The 16,640-nt window shown below is 65.2% G+C and carries 17 protein-coding genes; 8 read left to right on the top strand and 9 right to left on the bottom strand.

The features are described from left to right. Nucleotides 1–41 precede the first annotated feature (41 nt). Both MSP7336_RS09350 and MSP7336_RS09345 read left to right on the top strand, forming a co-directional pair. On the top strand, nt 42–707 hold the full coding sequence (locus MSP7336_RS09350; protein ID WP_232321007.1) for an IclR family transcriptional regulator: 666 nt from the start codon (nt 42–44) through the stop codon (nt 705–707). 10 nt (nt 708–717) lie between these two features. Then, nucleotides 718–2,337 (top strand): FAD-dependent oxidoreductase, encoded by a 1,620-nt coding sequence (locus MSP7336_RS09345; protein ID WP_069395853.1) that lies wholly within the window; start codon nt 718–720, stop codon nt 2,335–2,337. On the opposite strand, the gene MSP7336_RS09340 is transcribed toward MSP7336_RS09345, so the two are convergent. The 3 genes from MSP7336_RS09340 to MSP7336_RS09330 all read right to left on the bottom strand — a co-directional run bounded on the left by MSP7336_RS09340 (nt 2,334) and on the right by MSP7336_RS09330 (nt 4,366). Continuing rightward, a complete protein-coding gene (locus MSP7336_RS09340; protein WP_113963587.1) occupies nt 2,334–3,398 on the bottom strand; it encodes a phosphotransferase in 1,065 nt (354 codons plus the stop codon). The genes MSP7336_RS09345 and MSP7336_RS09340 overlap by 4 nt on opposite strands. Before the next feature lie 62 nt (nt 3,399–3,460). Then, nucleotides 3,461–3,835: a nuclear transport factor 2 family protein gene (locus MSP7336_RS09335; RefSeq protein WP_069395851.1), complete on the bottom strand. Its 375-nt coding sequence runs from the start codon at nt 3,833–3,835 to the stop codon at nt 3,461–3,463. Between the two features lie 6 nt (nt 3,836–3,841). Beyond that, a complete protein-coding gene (locus MSP7336_RS09330) occupies nt 3,842–4,366 on the bottom strand; it encodes a TetR/AcrR family transcriptional regulator (protein WP_113964845.1) in 525 nt (174 codons plus the stop codon). A 129-nt stretch (nt 4,367–4,495) separates the two neighbouring features. On the opposite strand from MSP7336_RS09330, the gene MSP7336_RS09325 reads away from it, so the two are divergent. Genes MSP7336_RS09325 through MSP7336_RS09310 form a run of 4 tightly spaced genes read left to right on the top strand, consistent with a single transcriptional unit; the run spans nt 4,496 to nt 6,807 of the window. Continuing rightward, nucleotides 4,496–5,233 carry a hypothetical protein gene (locus MSP7336_RS09325; protein WP_069395849.1) on the top strand — a complete coding sequence of 246 codons (738 nt, stop codon included), beginning with the start codon at nt 4,496–4,498 and terminating at the stop codon, nt 5,231–5,233. Further along, nucleotides 5,230–5,949 carry a hypothetical protein gene (locus MSP7336_RS09320; RefSeq protein WP_069395848.1) on the top strand — a complete coding sequence of 240 codons (720 nt, stop codon included), beginning with the start codon at nt 5,230–5,232 and terminating at the stop codon, nt 5,947–5,949. The genes MSP7336_RS09325 and MSP7336_RS09320 overlap by 4 nt, the downstream gene beginning before the upstream one ends. Then, nucleotides 5,949–6,533: a cytochrome c oxidase subunit 3 family protein gene (locus MSP7336_RS09315; protein ID WP_069395847.1), complete on the top strand. Its 585-nt coding sequence runs from the start codon at nt 5,949–5,951 to the stop codon at nt 6,531–6,533. The genes MSP7336_RS09320 and MSP7336_RS09315 overlap by 1 nt, the downstream gene beginning before the upstream one ends. Before the next feature lie 4 nt (nt 6,534–6,537). Next, nucleotides 6,538–6,807 (top strand): cytochrome C oxidase subunit IV family protein, encoded by a 270-nt coding sequence (locus tag MSP7336_RS09310; RefSeq protein WP_069395846.1) that lies wholly within the window; start codon nt 6,538–6,540, stop codon nt 6,805–6,807. On the opposite strand, the gene meaB is transcribed toward MSP7336_RS09310, so the two are convergent. The 5 genes from meaB to MSP7336_RS09285 all read right to left on the bottom strand — a co-directional run bounded on the left by meaB (nt 6,795) and on the right by MSP7336_RS09285 (nt 11,885). After that, nucleotides 6,795–7,664 carry a methylmalonyl Co-A mutase-associated GTPase MeaB gene (meaB, locus tag MSP7336_RS09305; RefSeq protein WP_069395845.1) on the bottom strand — a complete coding sequence of 290 codons (870 nt, stop codon included), beginning with the start codon at nt 7,662–7,664 and terminating at the stop codon, nt 6,795–6,797. The genes MSP7336_RS09310 and meaB overlap by 13 nt on opposite strands. A 62-nt stretch (nt 7,665–7,726) precedes the next feature. Continuing rightward, the gene (locus MSP7336_RS09300; protein ID WP_069395844.1) at nt 7,727–8,494 is read right to left on the bottom strand and encodes an enoyl-CoA hydratase/isomerase family protein; all 768 of its coding nucleotides are present in this window, start codon (nt 8,492–8,494) and stop codon (nt 7,727–7,729) included. 32 nt (nt 8,495–8,526) lie between these two features. Further along, on the bottom strand, nt 8,527–9,609 hold the full coding sequence (locus MSP7336_RS09295; protein ID WP_113963586.1) for an acyl-CoA dehydrogenase family protein: 1,083 nt from the start codon (nt 9,607–9,609) through the stop codon (nt 8,527–8,529). Beyond that, nucleotides 9,596–10,498 carry an acyl-CoA dehydrogenase family protein gene (locus MSP7336_RS09290; protein WP_069395915.1) on the bottom strand — a complete coding sequence of 301 codons (903 nt, stop codon included), beginning with the start codon at nt 10,496–10,498 and terminating at the stop codon, nt 9,596–9,598. Before MSP7336_RS09290 ends, MSP7336_RS09295 begins: the two co-directional genes overlap by 14 nt. Beyond that, on the bottom strand, nt 10,476–11,885 hold the full coding sequence (locus MSP7336_RS09285) for a class I adenylate-forming enzyme family protein (protein ID WP_069395842.1): 1,410 nt from the start codon (nt 11,883–11,885) through the stop codon (nt 10,476–10,478). The genes MSP7336_RS09290 and MSP7336_RS09285 overlap by 23 nt, the downstream gene beginning before the upstream one ends. A gap of 86 nt (nt 11,886–11,971) precedes the next feature. On the opposite strand from MSP7336_RS09285, the gene MSP7336_RS09280 reads away from it, so the two are divergent. Further along, nucleotides 11,972–12,973, top strand: a complete 1,002-nt coding sequence (locus MSP7336_RS09280) for a ferredoxin--NADP reductase (RefSeq protein ID WP_069395914.1) — start codon at nt 11,972–11,974, stop codon at nt 12,971–12,973. 12 nt (nt 12,974–12,985) lie between these two features. Next, complete coding sequence (locus MSP7336_RS09275; protein ID WP_069395841.1) at nt 12,986–13,432, top strand: TIGR03618 family F420-dependent PPOX class oxidoreductase; 447 nt, start codon at nt 12,986–12,988, stop codon at nt 13,430–13,432. Nucleotides 13,433–13,444: 12 nt separating this feature from the next. On the opposite strand, the gene MSP7336_RS09270 is transcribed toward MSP7336_RS09275, so the two are convergent. Beyond that, a complete protein-coding gene (locus MSP7336_RS09270) occupies nt 13,445–16,633 on the bottom strand; it encodes an ATP-binding protein (RefSeq protein WP_084226423.1) in 3,189 nt (1,062 codons plus the stop codon). Nucleotides 16,634–16,640 lie beyond the last annotated feature (7 nt).

Below are 16,640 nucleotides of genomic sequence, written 5' to 3'. Positions count from 1 at the left end.
TCACTCTCGGTTCGAGGTCTGTCAAGAAAAGCCGTCGAGTCGTGAACGGCTCGCAGACCCTGGCCAGGGGCCTGTCTGCGCTGCAGTTGGTGGCCAACGCACCGGGCGGGATGACGGTGCAACAGGTCGCCGACGGCCTCGGGGTGCACCGGACGATCGCGTATCGCCTGCTCGGCACGCTGGCCGAATTCCGATTGATCGCCAAGGGCGACGACGGCCGATACCGCCCGGCGGCCGGGCTCGCCGTACTGGGCGCGTCGTTCGACCACAACTTGCGGCAGGTGAGCCTGCCGACGCTGCGCGCCCTGGCCGACGAGCTGGGCACCACGGTGTCGCTGCTTGTCGCCGAGGGCGACCAGCAGGTGGCGGTCGCGGTGATCGTGCCCACCCAGGTGGCCTATCAGTTGGCGTTTCACGAAGGCAGCCGCTACCCGCTGAACCGAGGCGCGGCCGGTATCGCGTTGCTGGCCAGCCTGCCCCCGCGTCCGGGCGAACGCGATCTTGTCGCGCGCGCCCGCGATCAGGGCTGGGTCGTCACGCACGGCGAGATCGAGCCGAACACTTACGGGCTGGCCGTGCCGGTTCATCGCGAACCGCCGTCGCCGCCGACGTGCATCAACCTGATCTCGCATCGCGAAGACGTCGTGATGCGCGGTAAGGACGCGGTGCTCAAGGCGGCCAAGGAGCTATCGGCGACTTTGAGCTGAAAGGACGTTCATGCCTGACACGCAGTCTTGGGACCGCGAAGCCGACGTCGTCGTGCTGGGCACCGGCGGCGCCGGCCTCACGGCCGCTCTGGCCGCAGCGGTCAACGGCGCTTCGGTGGCGGTATACGAGAAGTCCGCCACGGTCGGCGGCACCACCGCTGTCTCGGGCGGCGTGGTGTGGATCCCCGCCCATAACCGCTGTCCGGATGGAGAATTGACGGTCGTTGATGCCTTGCGTTATCTGCAAGCCCAGTCGTTCGGTTCGATGGACGAGGCACTCGTCGAGACCTTTGTGCGGACCGGCCCTGCGATGCTCGACTTCGTCGAGGCGCACAGCGGTCTGCGTTTCGAGATCGCGACCGGCTTTCCCGATTACAAACCCGAGCTGCCCGGCGGGCGACCGTCCGGCGGCCGGTCTTTGTGTGCCGCGCCGTACGATCTGGCACTGCTCGGTGACTGGCGTGACCGGATCACGTCGTTTCCCGCGGATTGGTCCAACGTCGGATTCGACGCCGAAACCCGTGCCCGGCTGCACGCGGACGTCGACGGAGGAGCCGACTTGTGCGTGGCCGGCACCGCGCTGATCGCCGGGTTGCTCAGGGGAATACTGGATTTGGGCGTCACGCCGCAGACTCACGCCCCGGGTCTGGAACTCATAGCCGAAGACGGCAGAATCGCCGGCGTACGCGTTGATGTGGCGGGCCGAGCGCAGACGGTACTCGCGCGTCGCGGTGTCGTGCTCGCTACCGGTGGATTCGAATGGAATCCGCCGTGGGTCAAGGCTTTTCTGCGCGGCCCGATGCACGGCGCGGTGTCGCCACCAAACAACACCGGCGATGGTCTGCGGATGGCAATGGCGCACGGCGCCGAACTGGCCAACATGGGTGAAGCATGGTGGGTGCCGATCGTGCAGATCCCGGGCGACACCATCGACGGCCATCAACGCAGCCGCAGCGTACGGCTGGAACGAACCCGCCCGCGCAGCATCATCGTCAACCGGGCCGGACGGCGATTCGTCAACGAGGCTTGCGACTACAACTCGATGGCCGGCGCGTTCCACTACTTCGATCCGCGCGGAGGCTTCGTCAACGACCCGGCGTGGATGGTCTTCGACTCGCTACATCTGAAACGTTACGGCTTTTTGGGCGTCGCGCCCGGCGAGGCGGTCCCGGACTGGTTCTGCGCGTCGGCGGACTTCGCCGAACTGGGCGCCAAGACCGGCATCGATCCCGACGGTCTGACCCGCACGATCGATCACTGGAACCGCAACGTCGCGGCCGGGTCCGATCCCGACTTCGGGCGAGGCTCCAGTGCATACGACGGTTACTGGGGCGACGAGCATGCGGCCACAACGGCCGGCAAGACGCTCGGACCGATCGACACCGCGCCCTACTATGCGGTGCCGATTTCGGTGGGCGCGATGGGCACCAAGGGCGGCCCGCGCACCGACCGCGACGGACGGGTATTGCACGTCAGCGGCGCACCGATTCCCGGCCTGTTCGCCGCGGGTAATGCGATGGCCGGAGTCACCGGCCGCGCCTACGGTGGCGCAGGCGGAACCATCGGCCCGGCAATGGTTTTCGGATACCGCGCCGGTCACCGGGCAGCGACGGGTGAGCCGCTGAACTAATTCATCTCCTGCGCCAACGCCCAAGCCGTTTGCGCCAGGACGCGATAGCGCTCGCGGAAACTGGCCGCGCGAGAGTCCGCGGCGTTCCCGTCAAGCCCACGGCGATAGACGCCGGCAGTTATCGATGCCAGACGAAACATGGAAAAGACCACGAAAACGTCGAGCGAATCCGGCACCTCCCGGCCGATGTAGCGGCAGTAGCTCGCAACGAAGGAGTCTTCGTCGGGGATGCCGGTGCCACTCAGGTCCTTGCCTGCGACTCCACTCGCGGCACCGAGGTCCTCGGGCTGCAGGTGGTACATCAGACAGGTATAGCCCAGGTCGGCCAGCGGATGGCCGATGGTCGCAAGTTCCCAGTCCAGCACCGCAACCACGCGCGGCTCACTCGGATGGATCAGGACATTGCCCAACCGGTAGTCACCATGGGCGATGCACGCCGGCTCGTCGTCAGGTGGCAGGCGCTCGGGCAGCCATTCCGCCAACAGGTCCATCGCCGGCATATCCTCCACCCGCGCTGCCTGCCACTGCCTGGTCCACAGCGCGACTTGGCGTTGCATGTAACCCTCCGGCTTGCCGAACCCCTCGAGACCGACCGCGCGCCAATCCACGCGATGCAGCGCAGCCAGCACGCGGGCGAGATCCTCATAGATCGCGGCGCGGTGCTCCGGCGTGCATTCGCGCAGGGCCGGATCGGCAAAGATTCGCCCCGGAACGTAGTCCATGACGAAGAATGTTGTGCCGATTACTGATTCGTCTTGGCAGAGCAGCCACATGCGTGGAACCGGTACATCGGTATCGGCCAACGCCGCCATCACCCGGTGTTCGCGCTCCACCTCGTGCGCTCGGGGCAGCAGCTTTCCGGGTGGCTTCTTGCGCAGCACATACTCACCATCGGAGGTGTGCAGGTGAAACGTCGGGTTGCTCTGACCGCCCTGAAACTGACGAACTTTTATCGCGGTGTCGAACCCCGGCAACCGTCCGCGCAGATAGCTTTGCAGCGCAGCTTCGTCGAACCGGTGGGCAGGTAGGACCGGTACCAACTCCGCCGCACCCTCCGTCATCTGGCTTTTATAGCACCTGGCAGGTGGGACGGCCTAAGGCACGCAGCGCTTGTCGCGGCCGGTCAGCTCATCGCGCCCGTGATGGTGGCCATGTCGAAGTAGTCTCGCCATGCGGTGATTTGGCCGTCGCGTATTTCGAAGACGCCGGTCACCGGCAGCGGTATCTCTTTGCCGTCCTTGCTGTGCATCACGTCGGTGCGTTCATTCATCACTATGGTTCCGTCGCAGATTTGTCGATGCACCCGGAAGTCGATGCCGTCGAATGCGGCGGTGAACCCGGCAATGAAGTCTCGGATCGCCTCGCGCCCTTGGACCGCCTCCATTGGGATGTTGTGGTACACGGCGTCTTCGGCGAAGTACGAGGCCAGCTTGTCCGGATCGGGCGAAGACCACAGTTTGCAGAATTCGGTTACCAGTTCGTCGGCAGAACGTGTCATGACGCGTCAGGTTATCGCTGCCGACGTTTCCATGAATCGGCGGGTCAGCCGGACCAGCTGCGAACGCAGGGTGTCATCGTCGACGTCGGCGACGAGTGGATGCATGACGCCGACGGCGATGGCCCCGGACAGCATCGCCGCGGTGACCCGGGCGTCGTCGCCGGCGTCACCGACCAGCACGCTATAAAGCCGTTGGATGAATTGCTGAAACGGCTGGTGCTCGGCGAGCAGCCGGACGATGACCGGGTCGAATTGCAGGGTGCTCGCCACGCCGCGGCGTTTGACGGCCAAGTCGATGACCCCGTCGAGCAGCATTTCACGGGCCCGGAGTTGGGATCGCTCGGCTTCGGCGGCTTCCAGCGCCTCCTCGAGGCCGGCGAGTTCGCGTTCGGTGAGCGCGATCACGATCTCGTCTTTGGTCTTGAACTGGTGGTACACGGCGGCCTTGGTGACGCCGATGGCATCGGCGATCATTTGCAATGACGTTCCGCCCACACCATTTTCGGCGATCAGGCGCAATGCGGCATCCAGGACGCGGGTCTGCGCGGCGCTGCGCTCGATGGATCGCAGCCGGGTTTCGGGCTTGGTGGACGCCACAGCCGTCAGCCTAGCCGATCGGCTATTGACCGTGGACTAGCCGATCGGCTAGCCTGACGGCTGATGTCGACTATTGCGCGGGTGCAGCAGGCGCCGCCTCGGCCTAGCCTCCGTGGGCAGTTGATCTGCCTGTGGCTGACACCCGTGGTCGGTGTCGTCTTGCTTGTCGCGTTCTTGTCGTTCCCGGGATTTTTTCCGCCGATGTCGCCCGGCATGACTGCGGATCAAGTGGCCGAGTTCTACGCGAACAACACCACGATGATCCGGTTCAGCATGATCACCTACAACCTGTTCGGCATCATGCTGGTCCCGCTGTTCGCCCTGATCGTCGTTCAGATGAAACGGATGGCCACCCCCACCCAGGTCCTCGCCTACTGCTATTTGACCGCGGTCGTCAGCGGGGCAACACTGTTCGCGCTCGCCGATATCTTCTGGCTGGTGGCGGCCTACCGGCCGGAACGCAACCCGCAGCTGATTCAGCTGCTCAACGACCTGGCCTGGATCACCTTCATCGCGCCGGTCGGCATGCTCGTAGTGCAGAATCTGTGCTTGGCGTTGGCCGTGTACTTGGATGCCCGAGATGCCCCGCCGCGGCCGGTATTTCCGCGCTGGGTTGCGCCGTTCAGCGTCGTCACGGCCGCGGCCATGACGCCGGCCGCGTGCGCCGCGGTGTTTCGCACCGGCCCGCTGGCCTGGGACGGCCTGGTGTCGTTCTGGCTACGGATCGGCGCGTTCACGGTGTATGTCGTGGTGATGTTCTTCGTCCTGCGGGCTGCGATCAAGCAGCAGGCTGGCCAATGACCGATACCGCAGCGCCACAACGCAACACCGATCTGTGGATCTGCTTCTGGGTGGTGCCGACCTTTTACACCCTGTTCGGGCTGATCTTCGTCCCGCTTACCCGGGTGATGCCGCCACCGCGCCCGGATGTCACCGCCGATCAGATGGTGAACTTCTTGCATCAGCATGCGCTGACCATTCAGATCGGTTTTGCGTTGTTGATGATCGTCATCGGATTCGCCGGAGTGGCGAACGGCATTGTGGTGTTTGAGATCAAACGGATGTCCGTCAGCCCGGCGTTCGGCTACGCGTATATGGGTGCGTTGGCGGTCGGCGCGCTGCCCGGATGTCTGATGGCTGCGATTTCATTTTTGACCGCGGTGTTCCGCCCGGACCGCGGCACCGAGATCGTCGCGCTGTTATACGAGCTGACCTTCCTGTCGTTCGTCGGGTCGCTGGGTTGTTTTTCCACCGCTTACCTGGTTTTCGCGATCGCTATCCTGCTGGACCGCAATGAAGTCTTCCCCAAATGGCTTGCCTATATCTCGATTTGGCAGATCGTCACCGAGCTGCTCGCCGCACCGGTGTTCATTTTCCGATCCGGGCCGCTGGCGTGGAACGGTTCGATCAGTTTCTGGATGGGCACCGCGATTTTCGCGTTCTGGCAGGTGTGTCTGATCGTGCTGCTGAAGAAGGCCGTCGAGCGCCAACCCGTGGGTGAATTGGTGCCGGACTAGTGACCCAGACCCGAACAGCCGCCGACCGCACGCGGCCAGCGCACCTTCCCGGCGATGGCAGCATGTGGGTCTTCGTCCTCGGCGATCTCATCATTTTCGGCGCGTATTTCATCATCTTCATGGTTTACCGCACCCAGCAGCACGAGCTGTTTTTAGCTTCGCAACAGCAACTTTCGCTCAACATCGGTGCGCTCAACACGTTGGTGCTGATCGCCAGCTCGTGGTTTGTCGCGCGCGGTGTCCAAGCGGTCCGGACCGAAGATGACGCGCAGGCGGCACGGCTCATCGCGTACGGCGGCCTGTGCGGCGTGCTGTTCATCGCGATCAAGGCCTACGAGTGGACGTCGAAGATCAGCCACGGCTTGACGTTTCCCCACAACGACTTCTTCATGTTCTACTACCTGCTCACCGGTGTGCACCTGTTCCATGTCGCACTCGGGCTGGTGTTTTTGGGCGTCGTGATCGTCAATGTCCGACACTCGGCGCAGCGGCGGGTGTCCACGGCCGAGGCCGGGGCTACCTATTGGCACATGGTCGATCTGCTGTGGATTGTCATCTTTGCGCTGCTCTACGTGATGAGGTAAAGCTATGAGCGCTACGGCACGGCTTACCTATGTGTGGCTGATTCTTTCCGCCATCACCGTCGCGACATGGTGGCTCGGGCCTGTACACGCAGACCGAATGCTGTCCGCCAGCGTATCCATCACCATCGCGGTCTTGGTCATGGCATTGGTCAAGGCGCGCTTGATTATTCAACACTTCATGGAGGTGCGCACCGCACCGCGCTGGCTGCGCGTCGGCACCGACATGTGGCTGGTCGCGCTGTGGGGCGCCGTGTTGGCTATTTATCTGTGGTGAGCAGAAAGCAGGGTTTCAGCGGCTGAGTAGGGATCGCTGCGACCTTCGGCAACCGCTTCCGCCAGCCGGTCGAGCTCGGGATGCGTTCGCAGCCGAGTCTGTGCCAGCGACAAGATTTGTGCTCGCGCCCTGGCCAGCCGGCGCGCGTGGCTGTCCGTGCGGTGATGGGCATCGATTGCGTCCATCAGTTCCGCGAGCCCTTCGCCCTTGGCGGCAACGAGACTGAGGATGGGCGCACTGGTCTCGGCGCGCAAATCGCGAATAGTCTGCTCGGCGCCCTCGCGGTCGGCCTTGTTGACCACGACGATGTCGGCAACCTCCAACAGCCCCGCTTTGGCGGCCTGCACCGCGTCGCCGGCTCCCGGGTTGAGGATGACGACGGTCGGGTCGGCGACCGCGGCGATCTCGATCTCGGACTGGCCCACGCCGACGGTTTCCAGCAGCACCACGTCGTAAGCCAGTGCCCCGAGCAGCCGGATGGCGGCCGGCACCGCGGCGGCCAGCCCGCCCAGGTGACCGCGAGTCGCCAATGAACGAATCAACACCTCGGAGTCGTTGATGTGCCGGGTCATTCGGATCCGGTCGCCGAGCAACGCACCACCGCTGAACGGCGAGGACGGATCGACGGCCAGCACCGCGACCCGCAAATCCCGCTCGCGGTAAGCCCCCACCAAGGCCGCGGCCGTCGTCGACTTGCCCGCGCCCGGCGGTCCGGTGATCCCGACGACGTGCACCGACGACGGGCCGAGGCTTTCCAGCACCTCGTCACGGCGCTCGCCCTCGACCAGGCTGAGCAATCGGCCGGCCGCCCGCGGTGACCCGTCACGCGCCGCGGCGATCAGCTCGGCGATGTTCATCTCCAGGATTTTATGGCCCGGACACCTCGGTGGCCGTGCCCTCCTTTGCGAGTGGCTGGGCGTCAGTTCTTGCCGGCGGTCAGCTTGGTGACGATGTTGCGGAAATCCTCGGTCTGGAACGACTGGTTCTCGGCGGTCAGCGCGAAATCGATGGTGGCCAGAACCGCGCGCTCGAGGTGCACGTTGAGGACGCGCTTGGTGTTCTCGACGGCCTGCTGCGGCAATTCCAGGATCCGCCGGGCGCAGGCGGTCGCCTCGGCGACCGCATCGTCGACCACGTGATTGGCCAACCCCAGTTCGACGGCGCGCTGAGCCGTAATGCGCGCGCCGGTCAGGGCGAACTCCTTGGCCTGCATCAGGCTGATGTGCAATGGCCAGGTGATGGGGCCGCCGTCCGCGGCCACCAACCCGACCTGCACGTGCGGATCGGCCAGGTACGCGTTTTCGGCGATGTAGACGATGTCGCTGAGCGCGACCAAACTGCACCCGAGTCCGACGGCCGGCCCATTGACGGCCGCCACCACCGGGATTCGGCAGCGCGCCATCCCCAGCACGATCTCCCGGCCGTCGGCGATGGTCTTGGCGCGCAGGTCGGCATCGCCGGCCAATTCGGCGAGGTAATGGAAGTCTCCGCCGGCCGAGAACGCCCGCCCGGCGCCGGTGAGTACCGCCGCTCGCGCCGTCAGGTCGTCGCTCATCCGCTGCCACAACTTCGCCAGCCCGTGGTGCAGGTCGTCGTTGACCGAGTTCAGTGAATCCGGCCGGTTCAGTGTGATGATCCGCAGCGGCCCGTCGGCGCGGACGTCGATCTCTTTCGGCATGTCGTACACGTCAGACTCCTTAGATGGTCGTGACCCGCGGGCTACAATCCCAAGATTCGTGCGGCGATGATGTTCTTCTGGATCTGCGATGTTCCGCCCATGACGCTTTGCGCCCGGCTGTACAGGTAGGCGCTCAGCAGGTCGGGGTTCTCGGTGCCGCCGACGGCGAGCGCCGCGTGGCCGACCGTCTGTTCAACCCAGGTCATCAGCAGCTTGTCCAGCGATCCGTCCGGGCCGTGCAACACCCCGTCGAGCTGTTCGGACAGCCGGCGCCGCACATGATGCGTCAGCATCTCGGTTTGCACTGCCGCCCACCTAAGTTCGTCGCTCACGGGACCATCGCTGCGGGCGGCCAGCTGGCGCACCAGCTTGCCGTAACGGGCCGCATAGCCCAGCGTGGAGGGTTCGCGTTCGTGCCCGACCACCGTCATGGCGATCGCCCAGCCGTCGCCGGGCGCGCCGACCATCTGGTCGGCCGGCACCGTCGCCCCGTCGAGGAACACCTGACCGAATTCGGTGGTGACCCCGTTCATCATCCGCAGCGGACGTTGTTGCACACCGGGCTGTTTCATCGAGATGATGAACGCAGACAGGCCCCGGTGGCGTTTGGCGTCGGGATCGGTACGGGCCAGCAGCAGGCACCAGTCGGCGACGTCGGAATAACTGGTCCAGATCTTGTGCCCGTGCACGACGTAGTTGTCGCCGTCACGGGTGGCGGTGGTGGTCAGCGACGCCAGGTCCGAGCCCGCGCCCGGCTCGGAAAAGCCCTGGCACCAGCGCTCGGTGCCGTTGATCATGCCCGGCAGAAACCGCCGCTGAAGTTCCTTGCTCCCATGCCTTCCCAGACCGACCACGAGATAGCCCAGGCTGGGCCGCGGTGGAGCACCGGCGCGAGCCAGCTCCTCATCGACGATGACGTCGTACACCGGCGGGAGCTCCTGTCCGCCGTACTCCCGCGGCCAGGACAGCCCAAAGAAACCGGCTTCGTACAACGCCCGATGCCATTCGCCCTGCCGGGTCCAGTACTCGTCGCCGGAGCTCGGAAATTCGCTGGCGTGCACCGATAACCACGCCCGCAGCCGATCGCGGAACGCTGCTTCCTCCGGTGAGTCACGAAAGTCCAATGTCGATCTCCTCCAGCTTGACGGGCCATAGTTCGGTGGACACCAGCGCCCGCCGCAAGTAGACATGCGCCAGGCAATCCCAGGTGTTCCCGATGCCGCCATGCACCTGCACGGCGGTCTCACACACGGTTCGCGCCGCGCGTGCGCAGTAGATCTTGGCCACCCGGCCCGCCCGTATCGCGTCGGCCGGGTCGAGTTCGTCGACCGCCCACGCAGCGTGCCGCAGTACGCTGATCGAGCCTTCGATCAACGCCTGGCTTTCGGCCAGCAGGTGCGCAATGGCTTGATACGAACCGATCGGATTGCCGTACTGCTCACGGATTTTCGCGTAGTCCACCGCCAATACCTGTGCGCCCCGCGCCGCGCCGACCAGGTCCGCCGATGTGGTCGCCAACGCAAGCGCCAGCCAGCGTCCGGCGACGTCGGCCGATACTTCGCCGACCGGGACCGCTGCGGCTAGTTGGGAGTCGGCTCTGGTCAGGTCGGCACCGGCCCGGTCGCCGGCTAGATCGGCGGCGCACACCGTAGTTTCGTCCAGTATCAGCGCCCGCCGACATCCCCGCGCGTCGATCGCGCGGTCGCCGAACGCGACGGTTGCTTCTTGCCCATCGGCGCCGGCGTGACGGGCCAGTTCGTCGGCCAGCACCGGCCCCAAAAACGGCGTGTCCACCAGGCCACGCCCGAATTCCTCTGCCACGATCGCGACTTCGACCCCGGATGCACCGTCGGAGCGCAGCGCCCGCCAGCCGGTTGCCTGGATCTGCTTGTCCAGTCGTGTGATTCGTTCGCCGTCGGCGAGTGCCTGAACTGAGCCGGGGCCGAGGTCGTCGGCGAGCTTGGCGGCGGCGTCGCGCAGTTGTTGTTGTTCAGTTGTCAGACGTACATCCATACCGCTCCTTCAGCACTCGGCGTAGCACCTTGCCCGAAGGCAGCCGAGGAATATCGGAAACGAACACCACGCGGCTCAACTGTTTGTAGGAGGCCAGCCGCTCTTGCACTCGAGCAATCAGTTCGGCGGCGTCGATGCGATCGTGCGTGGCGACCGCGGCCACCACCGCTTCCCCGTTGAGGCCGTCGGGGACCCCGAACACCGCGCAGTCTTTGACCGCCGGATGACCGTGCAGCACGGCCTCGATCTCGGCGGGCGCGACCTGAAAACCCCGCACCTTGATCATCTCCTTGGAGCGGTCGGTGATCCGCAGCCAGCCACCGGTGTCCAGGTAGCCGACGTCGCCGGTGCGATACCACCCGTCGCACAGGGCTTCTTGCGTCGATGTGCACGGAAGGTACCCGGCCATCATCGATTCGGCTCGGGCTTGAATCTCACCGATCTCGCCGGTGCCGACCGGCTCTCCCGTCTGCAGCGACACCACTCGCACCTCGACACCGGGCACCGGGCGTCCGACCGAGTCGAGCCGGGCTTTATCGAGCGGATTGCACGCGATGACGGGCAGCTCGGTGGTGCCGTACGCGGGCAACCACCCGATTCCGGTTCGCCGGGTTACGGTTTCGGCGACGCTGTAGCTGACCGGTGTCGCGCCCCACACGATGTAGCGCAGCGACGAGAGGTCATAAGACTCCAGCTGCGGGTGCGACGCGATCGCCAACGCGATGGGCGCCACCGCCATCTCGACGGTGATGCGGTCGGTTTCGATGTGCCGCAACATCGCGTCGACGTCGAATCGACGATGCAGCCGCATCCACGCACCGTTCTGCATCGCGGTGAGGATGTTGAGTAGGCCGAGGATATGCGAAGGCGGAGTGGCGATTTGGATCCGATCACGAAACGTCAGCTGCAGCGCGTCACGCCAGTGCCCGACCGCCGCGGCGAGCGACGCATGAGTGTGCCGCACGGCCTTGGGCAGCCCGGTGGTACCCGAGCTGAACACCAGCGCGGCGTCGGCGTGCGGGGGCGGCGCCGTGCCCGTCGACTCGCCGGGTGTGATCGGCTCGTCGAGGTGCAGCATCGGCATCAATTCGGCCAGCACGGGGTGGTCACCGACGGCATGCGCCGGTTCGGTCAGCGCCAGCGCGTGCTCGACCTCGCCACGCTTGTACGCGGGGCTGATGAGCACCACCGTTGCGGCCAACCGCCAGATGGCGTAGAGAGCAGTGACGAACTCCGGCCGATTGGACGCCATCAGCGCCACCCGTTCGCCGGGCCGGACACCGCGCTGCATCAACGCCGATGCCAGCCCGTCGGCCAGCGCGTCGAGCTGCGGCAGGCTGTAGTGCCGGTCCTCGAATGCGAGCGCCGCGGGTTCACTGACAACCATTTGAGAAGATCCTATCGCTTTGTGAGAATAGTATTCTCTATACTGAAGAACGCAAGTACTGACAGGTATGCGAAGGGGTGGGCCGCTTGGCCGAGCTGCACGCGTTTCAGCAGGCGACGGTGACCCGGATCATCAAGGAGACCGCCGACGCGCGCACGTTCGTGCTCGCCCCCCACGACCAGCCGTTTCACTACCGCGCCGGCCAATTCTGCACGTTTAAGGTGATCGTGGACGGCGAGGCGCTCTACCGGTCGTATTCGATGTCGAGCGCGCCGGAAACCGACGACGAGCTGATGACCACCGTCAAGCGCGTACCGGGCGGCAAGGTGTCCAACTGGCTGGTCGACAACGTCGTCGAAGGCGACGAGCTGACCATGACCCGCGCCGCCGGCACTTTCTGCCTGAGCCCAACGCCGCTGCCGCTGCTCGCCTTCGCCGGCGGCAGCGGAATCACCCCGATCCTGTCGCTGACCAAGAGTGCGTTGGCGACGACGGATCGCCGCGTGCGGCTGCTGTGCGCCGATCGCGACCGGGCGTCGGTGATCTTTGACGCGGTGCTCGATGAGCTGGTCGAACAGCATCCCGGCCGGCTGTCGATCGTGCGCCATCTTGACGCCGAGCAGGGACTGATCGTGGCCGACGCCGTCCGTGAGTTCGTCGGTTCCGATGCCGACGCCGACTGCTATCTGTGCGGCCCGGAGGGCTTTATGGCGGTGGTGCGATCCGCGCTGCCCGGTCCCGGGCGGGTATTCGTCGAGGATTTCGATGCCGCGCCGCCGGTGAAACCCACTCCCGCGGTCGACGGCGCCGAGGCGGCCGGCACGGTGACTATTTATCTCGAACGCAAGAAGGTATCGGTGCCGCAAATCGCCGGTGAGACGCTGCTGGACAGCGCCCGGCGGGCGGGCCTGGCGCCGCCGTTCAGCTGCGAGGCCGGCAACTGCGGAACCTGCATGGCCAGGATCACCGAGGGCAGCGTGACCATGCGGAACAATGACGCGCTCGACGACGACGAGGTCGCCGACGGCTATATCCTCACCTGCCAGGGTGTGCCCGATACGCCGTCGGTGACAGTGCATTACGAGTAGCGTTCCAATCTCATGACCGAGCTTTCGGATTTCGCCAACCACCTGTCAGCCGATCAGGGGCTGTGTGTGTTCAGCACCGTGCGCCGCGACGGCAGTATCCAATCGTCGGTGGTCAATGCCGGTGTGTTGCAGCATCCACTGACTGGTGTCCCGGTCGTCGGGCTCGTGGCGATCGGGGGTTCCCGCAAACTGGCCCACCTGCGCGCGGATCCGCGAGCAACGATCGTCGCGAAGGCCGGTTGGCAGTGGGCCGCCGTGGAGGGTTCGGCAGATTTGATCGGTCCGGACGATCCGCATCCCGAGGTCGACGCCGAACGGCTCCGAGGGTTGCTGCGCGAAATCTTCACGGCCGCAGGCGGAACCCACGACGACTGGGATACCTATGACCGGGTCATGCGTGAGCAGCGCCGAACCGCCGTCCTCATCCCACCTGCCCGGGTCTACGCCAACCCGGCGTGACGATCCACCCTGTCAGACCATCGCGTGCGCCAACGCGATATGACCCTCAAAGCCCGTGGATTGAGCGCGGGCGCGGTACCGGTCACGGAATTCCCGATAGCGATCCTCGTCGCCGCGGGCTTCGGCAAGCATTGCGTTCAACCGCAGCAGGGGCAGCTCGTGGTACAAGAACCCGGGCTCCGTCGGGGTTGCCGCTAGGCTGTCGATGGCATCCTGCGCCTCGTCAAGGTCCCCGGCGCGACCACGGTTGAGCAGCGCCTCGACAAGAACGGTGGTGCACCAACCACGATTTGTCATCTCGCCACTACGGATCTCGCTCGCCAGCACGGCACGACACAATGCGATGGCACCGTCGTAGTCACCGGTTCGGTTTTTCTCTGCTGCGAAATCGATGTCGGCACACCACGCCGCGACGATGATGTTGCGATGCTCGAGCGCCACTCGACGAGCCCTGTCCAGCAGTTCAAAACCCAACTTCCGGTCAGCGTCCTCGCGACGCACCAAGACGAGCCCCCGGGTGAATTCCGCGTTGGTGAGTGTGAAGTCGTCGCCGAACTGCTGGGCGATTTCCACCGCCTCTGCGGTGTCTCGCAGCGCGTCGTCGTCGGGTAGCAGCGCCCAGCTCAGCGTCGCAATGTATTTGAACATGACGACCGTGCAGAACGTGAACTTGTCGGTTCTACGGGCGAGCGCGACGGCGTCGTCGAAGTCCTGGCGCCAACCGGCAATGCCGAGGGCACACCGCGCCGATGCGCGCATCACCAGTGCGAACGCCAACGGCGACCCCACGATCATGTTGCCCATGGTGGGATCACCTTGAGATGTGTCGATCGCGCGCTGGCTCAGTTCCATGGCCACGGAGACCTCGCCCACGGACCATTTGACGATCATCGGCGTCATCAACACGCCCACAGTCAGCTCGGGATCACCGATCGAATCGAGCAGTTCCACATGGTGCGACGCCAACCGTGAGGCTTCGGTGTACTTGCCGTAGAACTGCATCAGTGTCACAAGCCCCGTCATGCCGATAACTAATGATCTCTGATCACCTGCAGCAGTCGCTAATTCGCGTAATTCGTCGAAGCGGATGTCGTCCGGGCTTGCACTGACCCGCCAGATTGTTGCGCACAACAGGGTTCGCGGGGCGATGCGCATGGCCGTGCGATGAACGTCGTCGGCGGGCAACCGGTCAGCCACCTGGCGCGCTCGCTCCCAACTCATCCGCGCCCCGGTAATGTCGCGGTGCGTCGACCAGTTCCCGGCTCGCATGTGCCATCCGAACGCTGCGTGCAGGTCACCGGCAGCCTCCAGATGATCGGCGATCAACGCGGCGTTTTCGTCGATCGATTCCGGCTCGCGAGCTTCGATGGCGGCCGCGAGCCGCCGGTGCAACTCGGCACGATCAGATTTGAGTTGCGATTCATAGGCCACCGCGCGGATCAGCGGATGGTCGAATGCGTACTCGGGCTGGCAGACGAAGCTGATCTGGTGGATGAACCCGGCCACGATCAAGTCGTCAACGACTGGCTCGACGCCCAGCGCGGTCAGCAGATCTAGGCCGAACCGCGAGCCGACGACCGCCGCCGCGCTCAATGTGCGTTTCGCATCCGGGTCGAGGCGATCAATACGTGCGGCGATGGTTGCCACCAGAGTGGCAGGCACACTCACCTGTGCACCATCCGTCGCTGACACGTAGGCGCCCGGCGTGCCACGCAGCAGATTACGGTCGGCCAAGTCGCGCACGATCTCCTCGACGAAAAACGGGTTTCCGGCGGCCCGATCGGCAATCGTCCGGCCCAGCCCCACAACGGAGGCGTCTGGCCCGAGCAGCTCTTTGACCAAAGCCGCGGCCTCTGAATCGCTCAGCGGCGCAAGGGCGATGGTCTGAGCACCATGGACCCGCATCAGGGGACCGTCATACTCGGGCCGATAGGTGAACAGCACCAGCGACGGCATCTGCGGAATCACGGTCAGCAACTCGACCAGCATCGACTCGCTGACCTTGTCAATCCAATGAGCGTCTTCAATGACATAGACAGCCGGGCTTTTGCGGGCCAGCGCGGCCGCATTGACCAATGCCGTCAGCCGCCGTCGACGCGCATCCGGATCGATGACCGGTATAGCAGCATTTGGGTCGGCAATGCCCAGCAGTTCATCGAACAACGCCAAGTCCTCGGGGTCTGCGGTGACCCGGACGCGCACTCGATCACGCGCCACCCGTTCGTCAAGACCATCAACGCCGGTGGCCGCGCGTAGCAGCCGCGCAATCACGTGAAAGGGGATTTGGCTCGCGTGGGACTCGCAAATGGCGGTGAACACCTCCGCGTCCCGTCGGACCGCCAGCGCCGCCAGCTCACGCACCAGACGGCTTTTGCCGATGCCAGGCGGCCCGACCACGCGCACTACGGCGCCGTGGCCGTCGACGGCTCGGTCCAATATGCCTTCAAGCATGGATATCTCCGGGCGCCGACCGACCAGACTTGATTGCGCACGCCAGGCAGCGCGATGTCCTTCAGCCATGCCCAACAGCCGACGGGCGGGCACCGGCAGATCGACGCCCTTGAGATGAATCAGCTCAGGTTCGCCGACGGCTGCTATCCCATCGACCAAGCGCGCTGTCGAGCTGCTGAGCATTACCCCACCCGGGGGAGCGACCGACTCCATGTGCCGAGCCATGCCCAGCGGCTCGCCAATGGTGGTGTATCCCAACGGCCGTGACCCAATTTCCCCGGCGATGACCTGACCAGAGTGCAGCCCTATCCGCAGGGCCAACGCGACGCCGTCGCTATCGCTGACCTCAGCGGCCAGCCGGGCGATTTCTGCTTGGATGCCAAGCGCCGCCAGGCACGCGCGCACGGCATGGTCCTCCAAAGCCATCGGTGCGCCGAACACCGCCTTGACGCCGTCGCCGGTGAACTTGTCCACCGTCCCTCCGAAGCGGCGCACCACAGCAGTGGCTTTGTCGACCAATTGCGCCATGATCTCGCGCAGCCGTTCCTCGCCCACCGCCGCCGCGATCTCCACCGAATGAACAACATCGGCGAACAGCACCGTCGCCTGCTTGTACTCAGCGGAAGGGGTAATGTCCGCGAGCAGCCGACCGCATTCCCCGCAGAACTTGGCCGTCGGGCTGGACCACGCGCCGCAAGCCCGACAGAACCGACCCGATGCGGTCAGCCCACCGTCCCCGCTGCGGTCCATGCCATCA

The sequence above is a fragment of the Mycobacterium shimoidei genome (assembly GCF_900417275.1).
Taxonomy (GTDB): Bacteria; Actinomycetota; Actinomycetes; order Mycobacteriales; family Mycobacteriaceae; genus Mycobacterium; species Mycobacterium shimoidei.
Note: the sequence above shows the minus strand (reverse complement) of the source record. Positions and strands in the feature narration are given on the sequence as shown.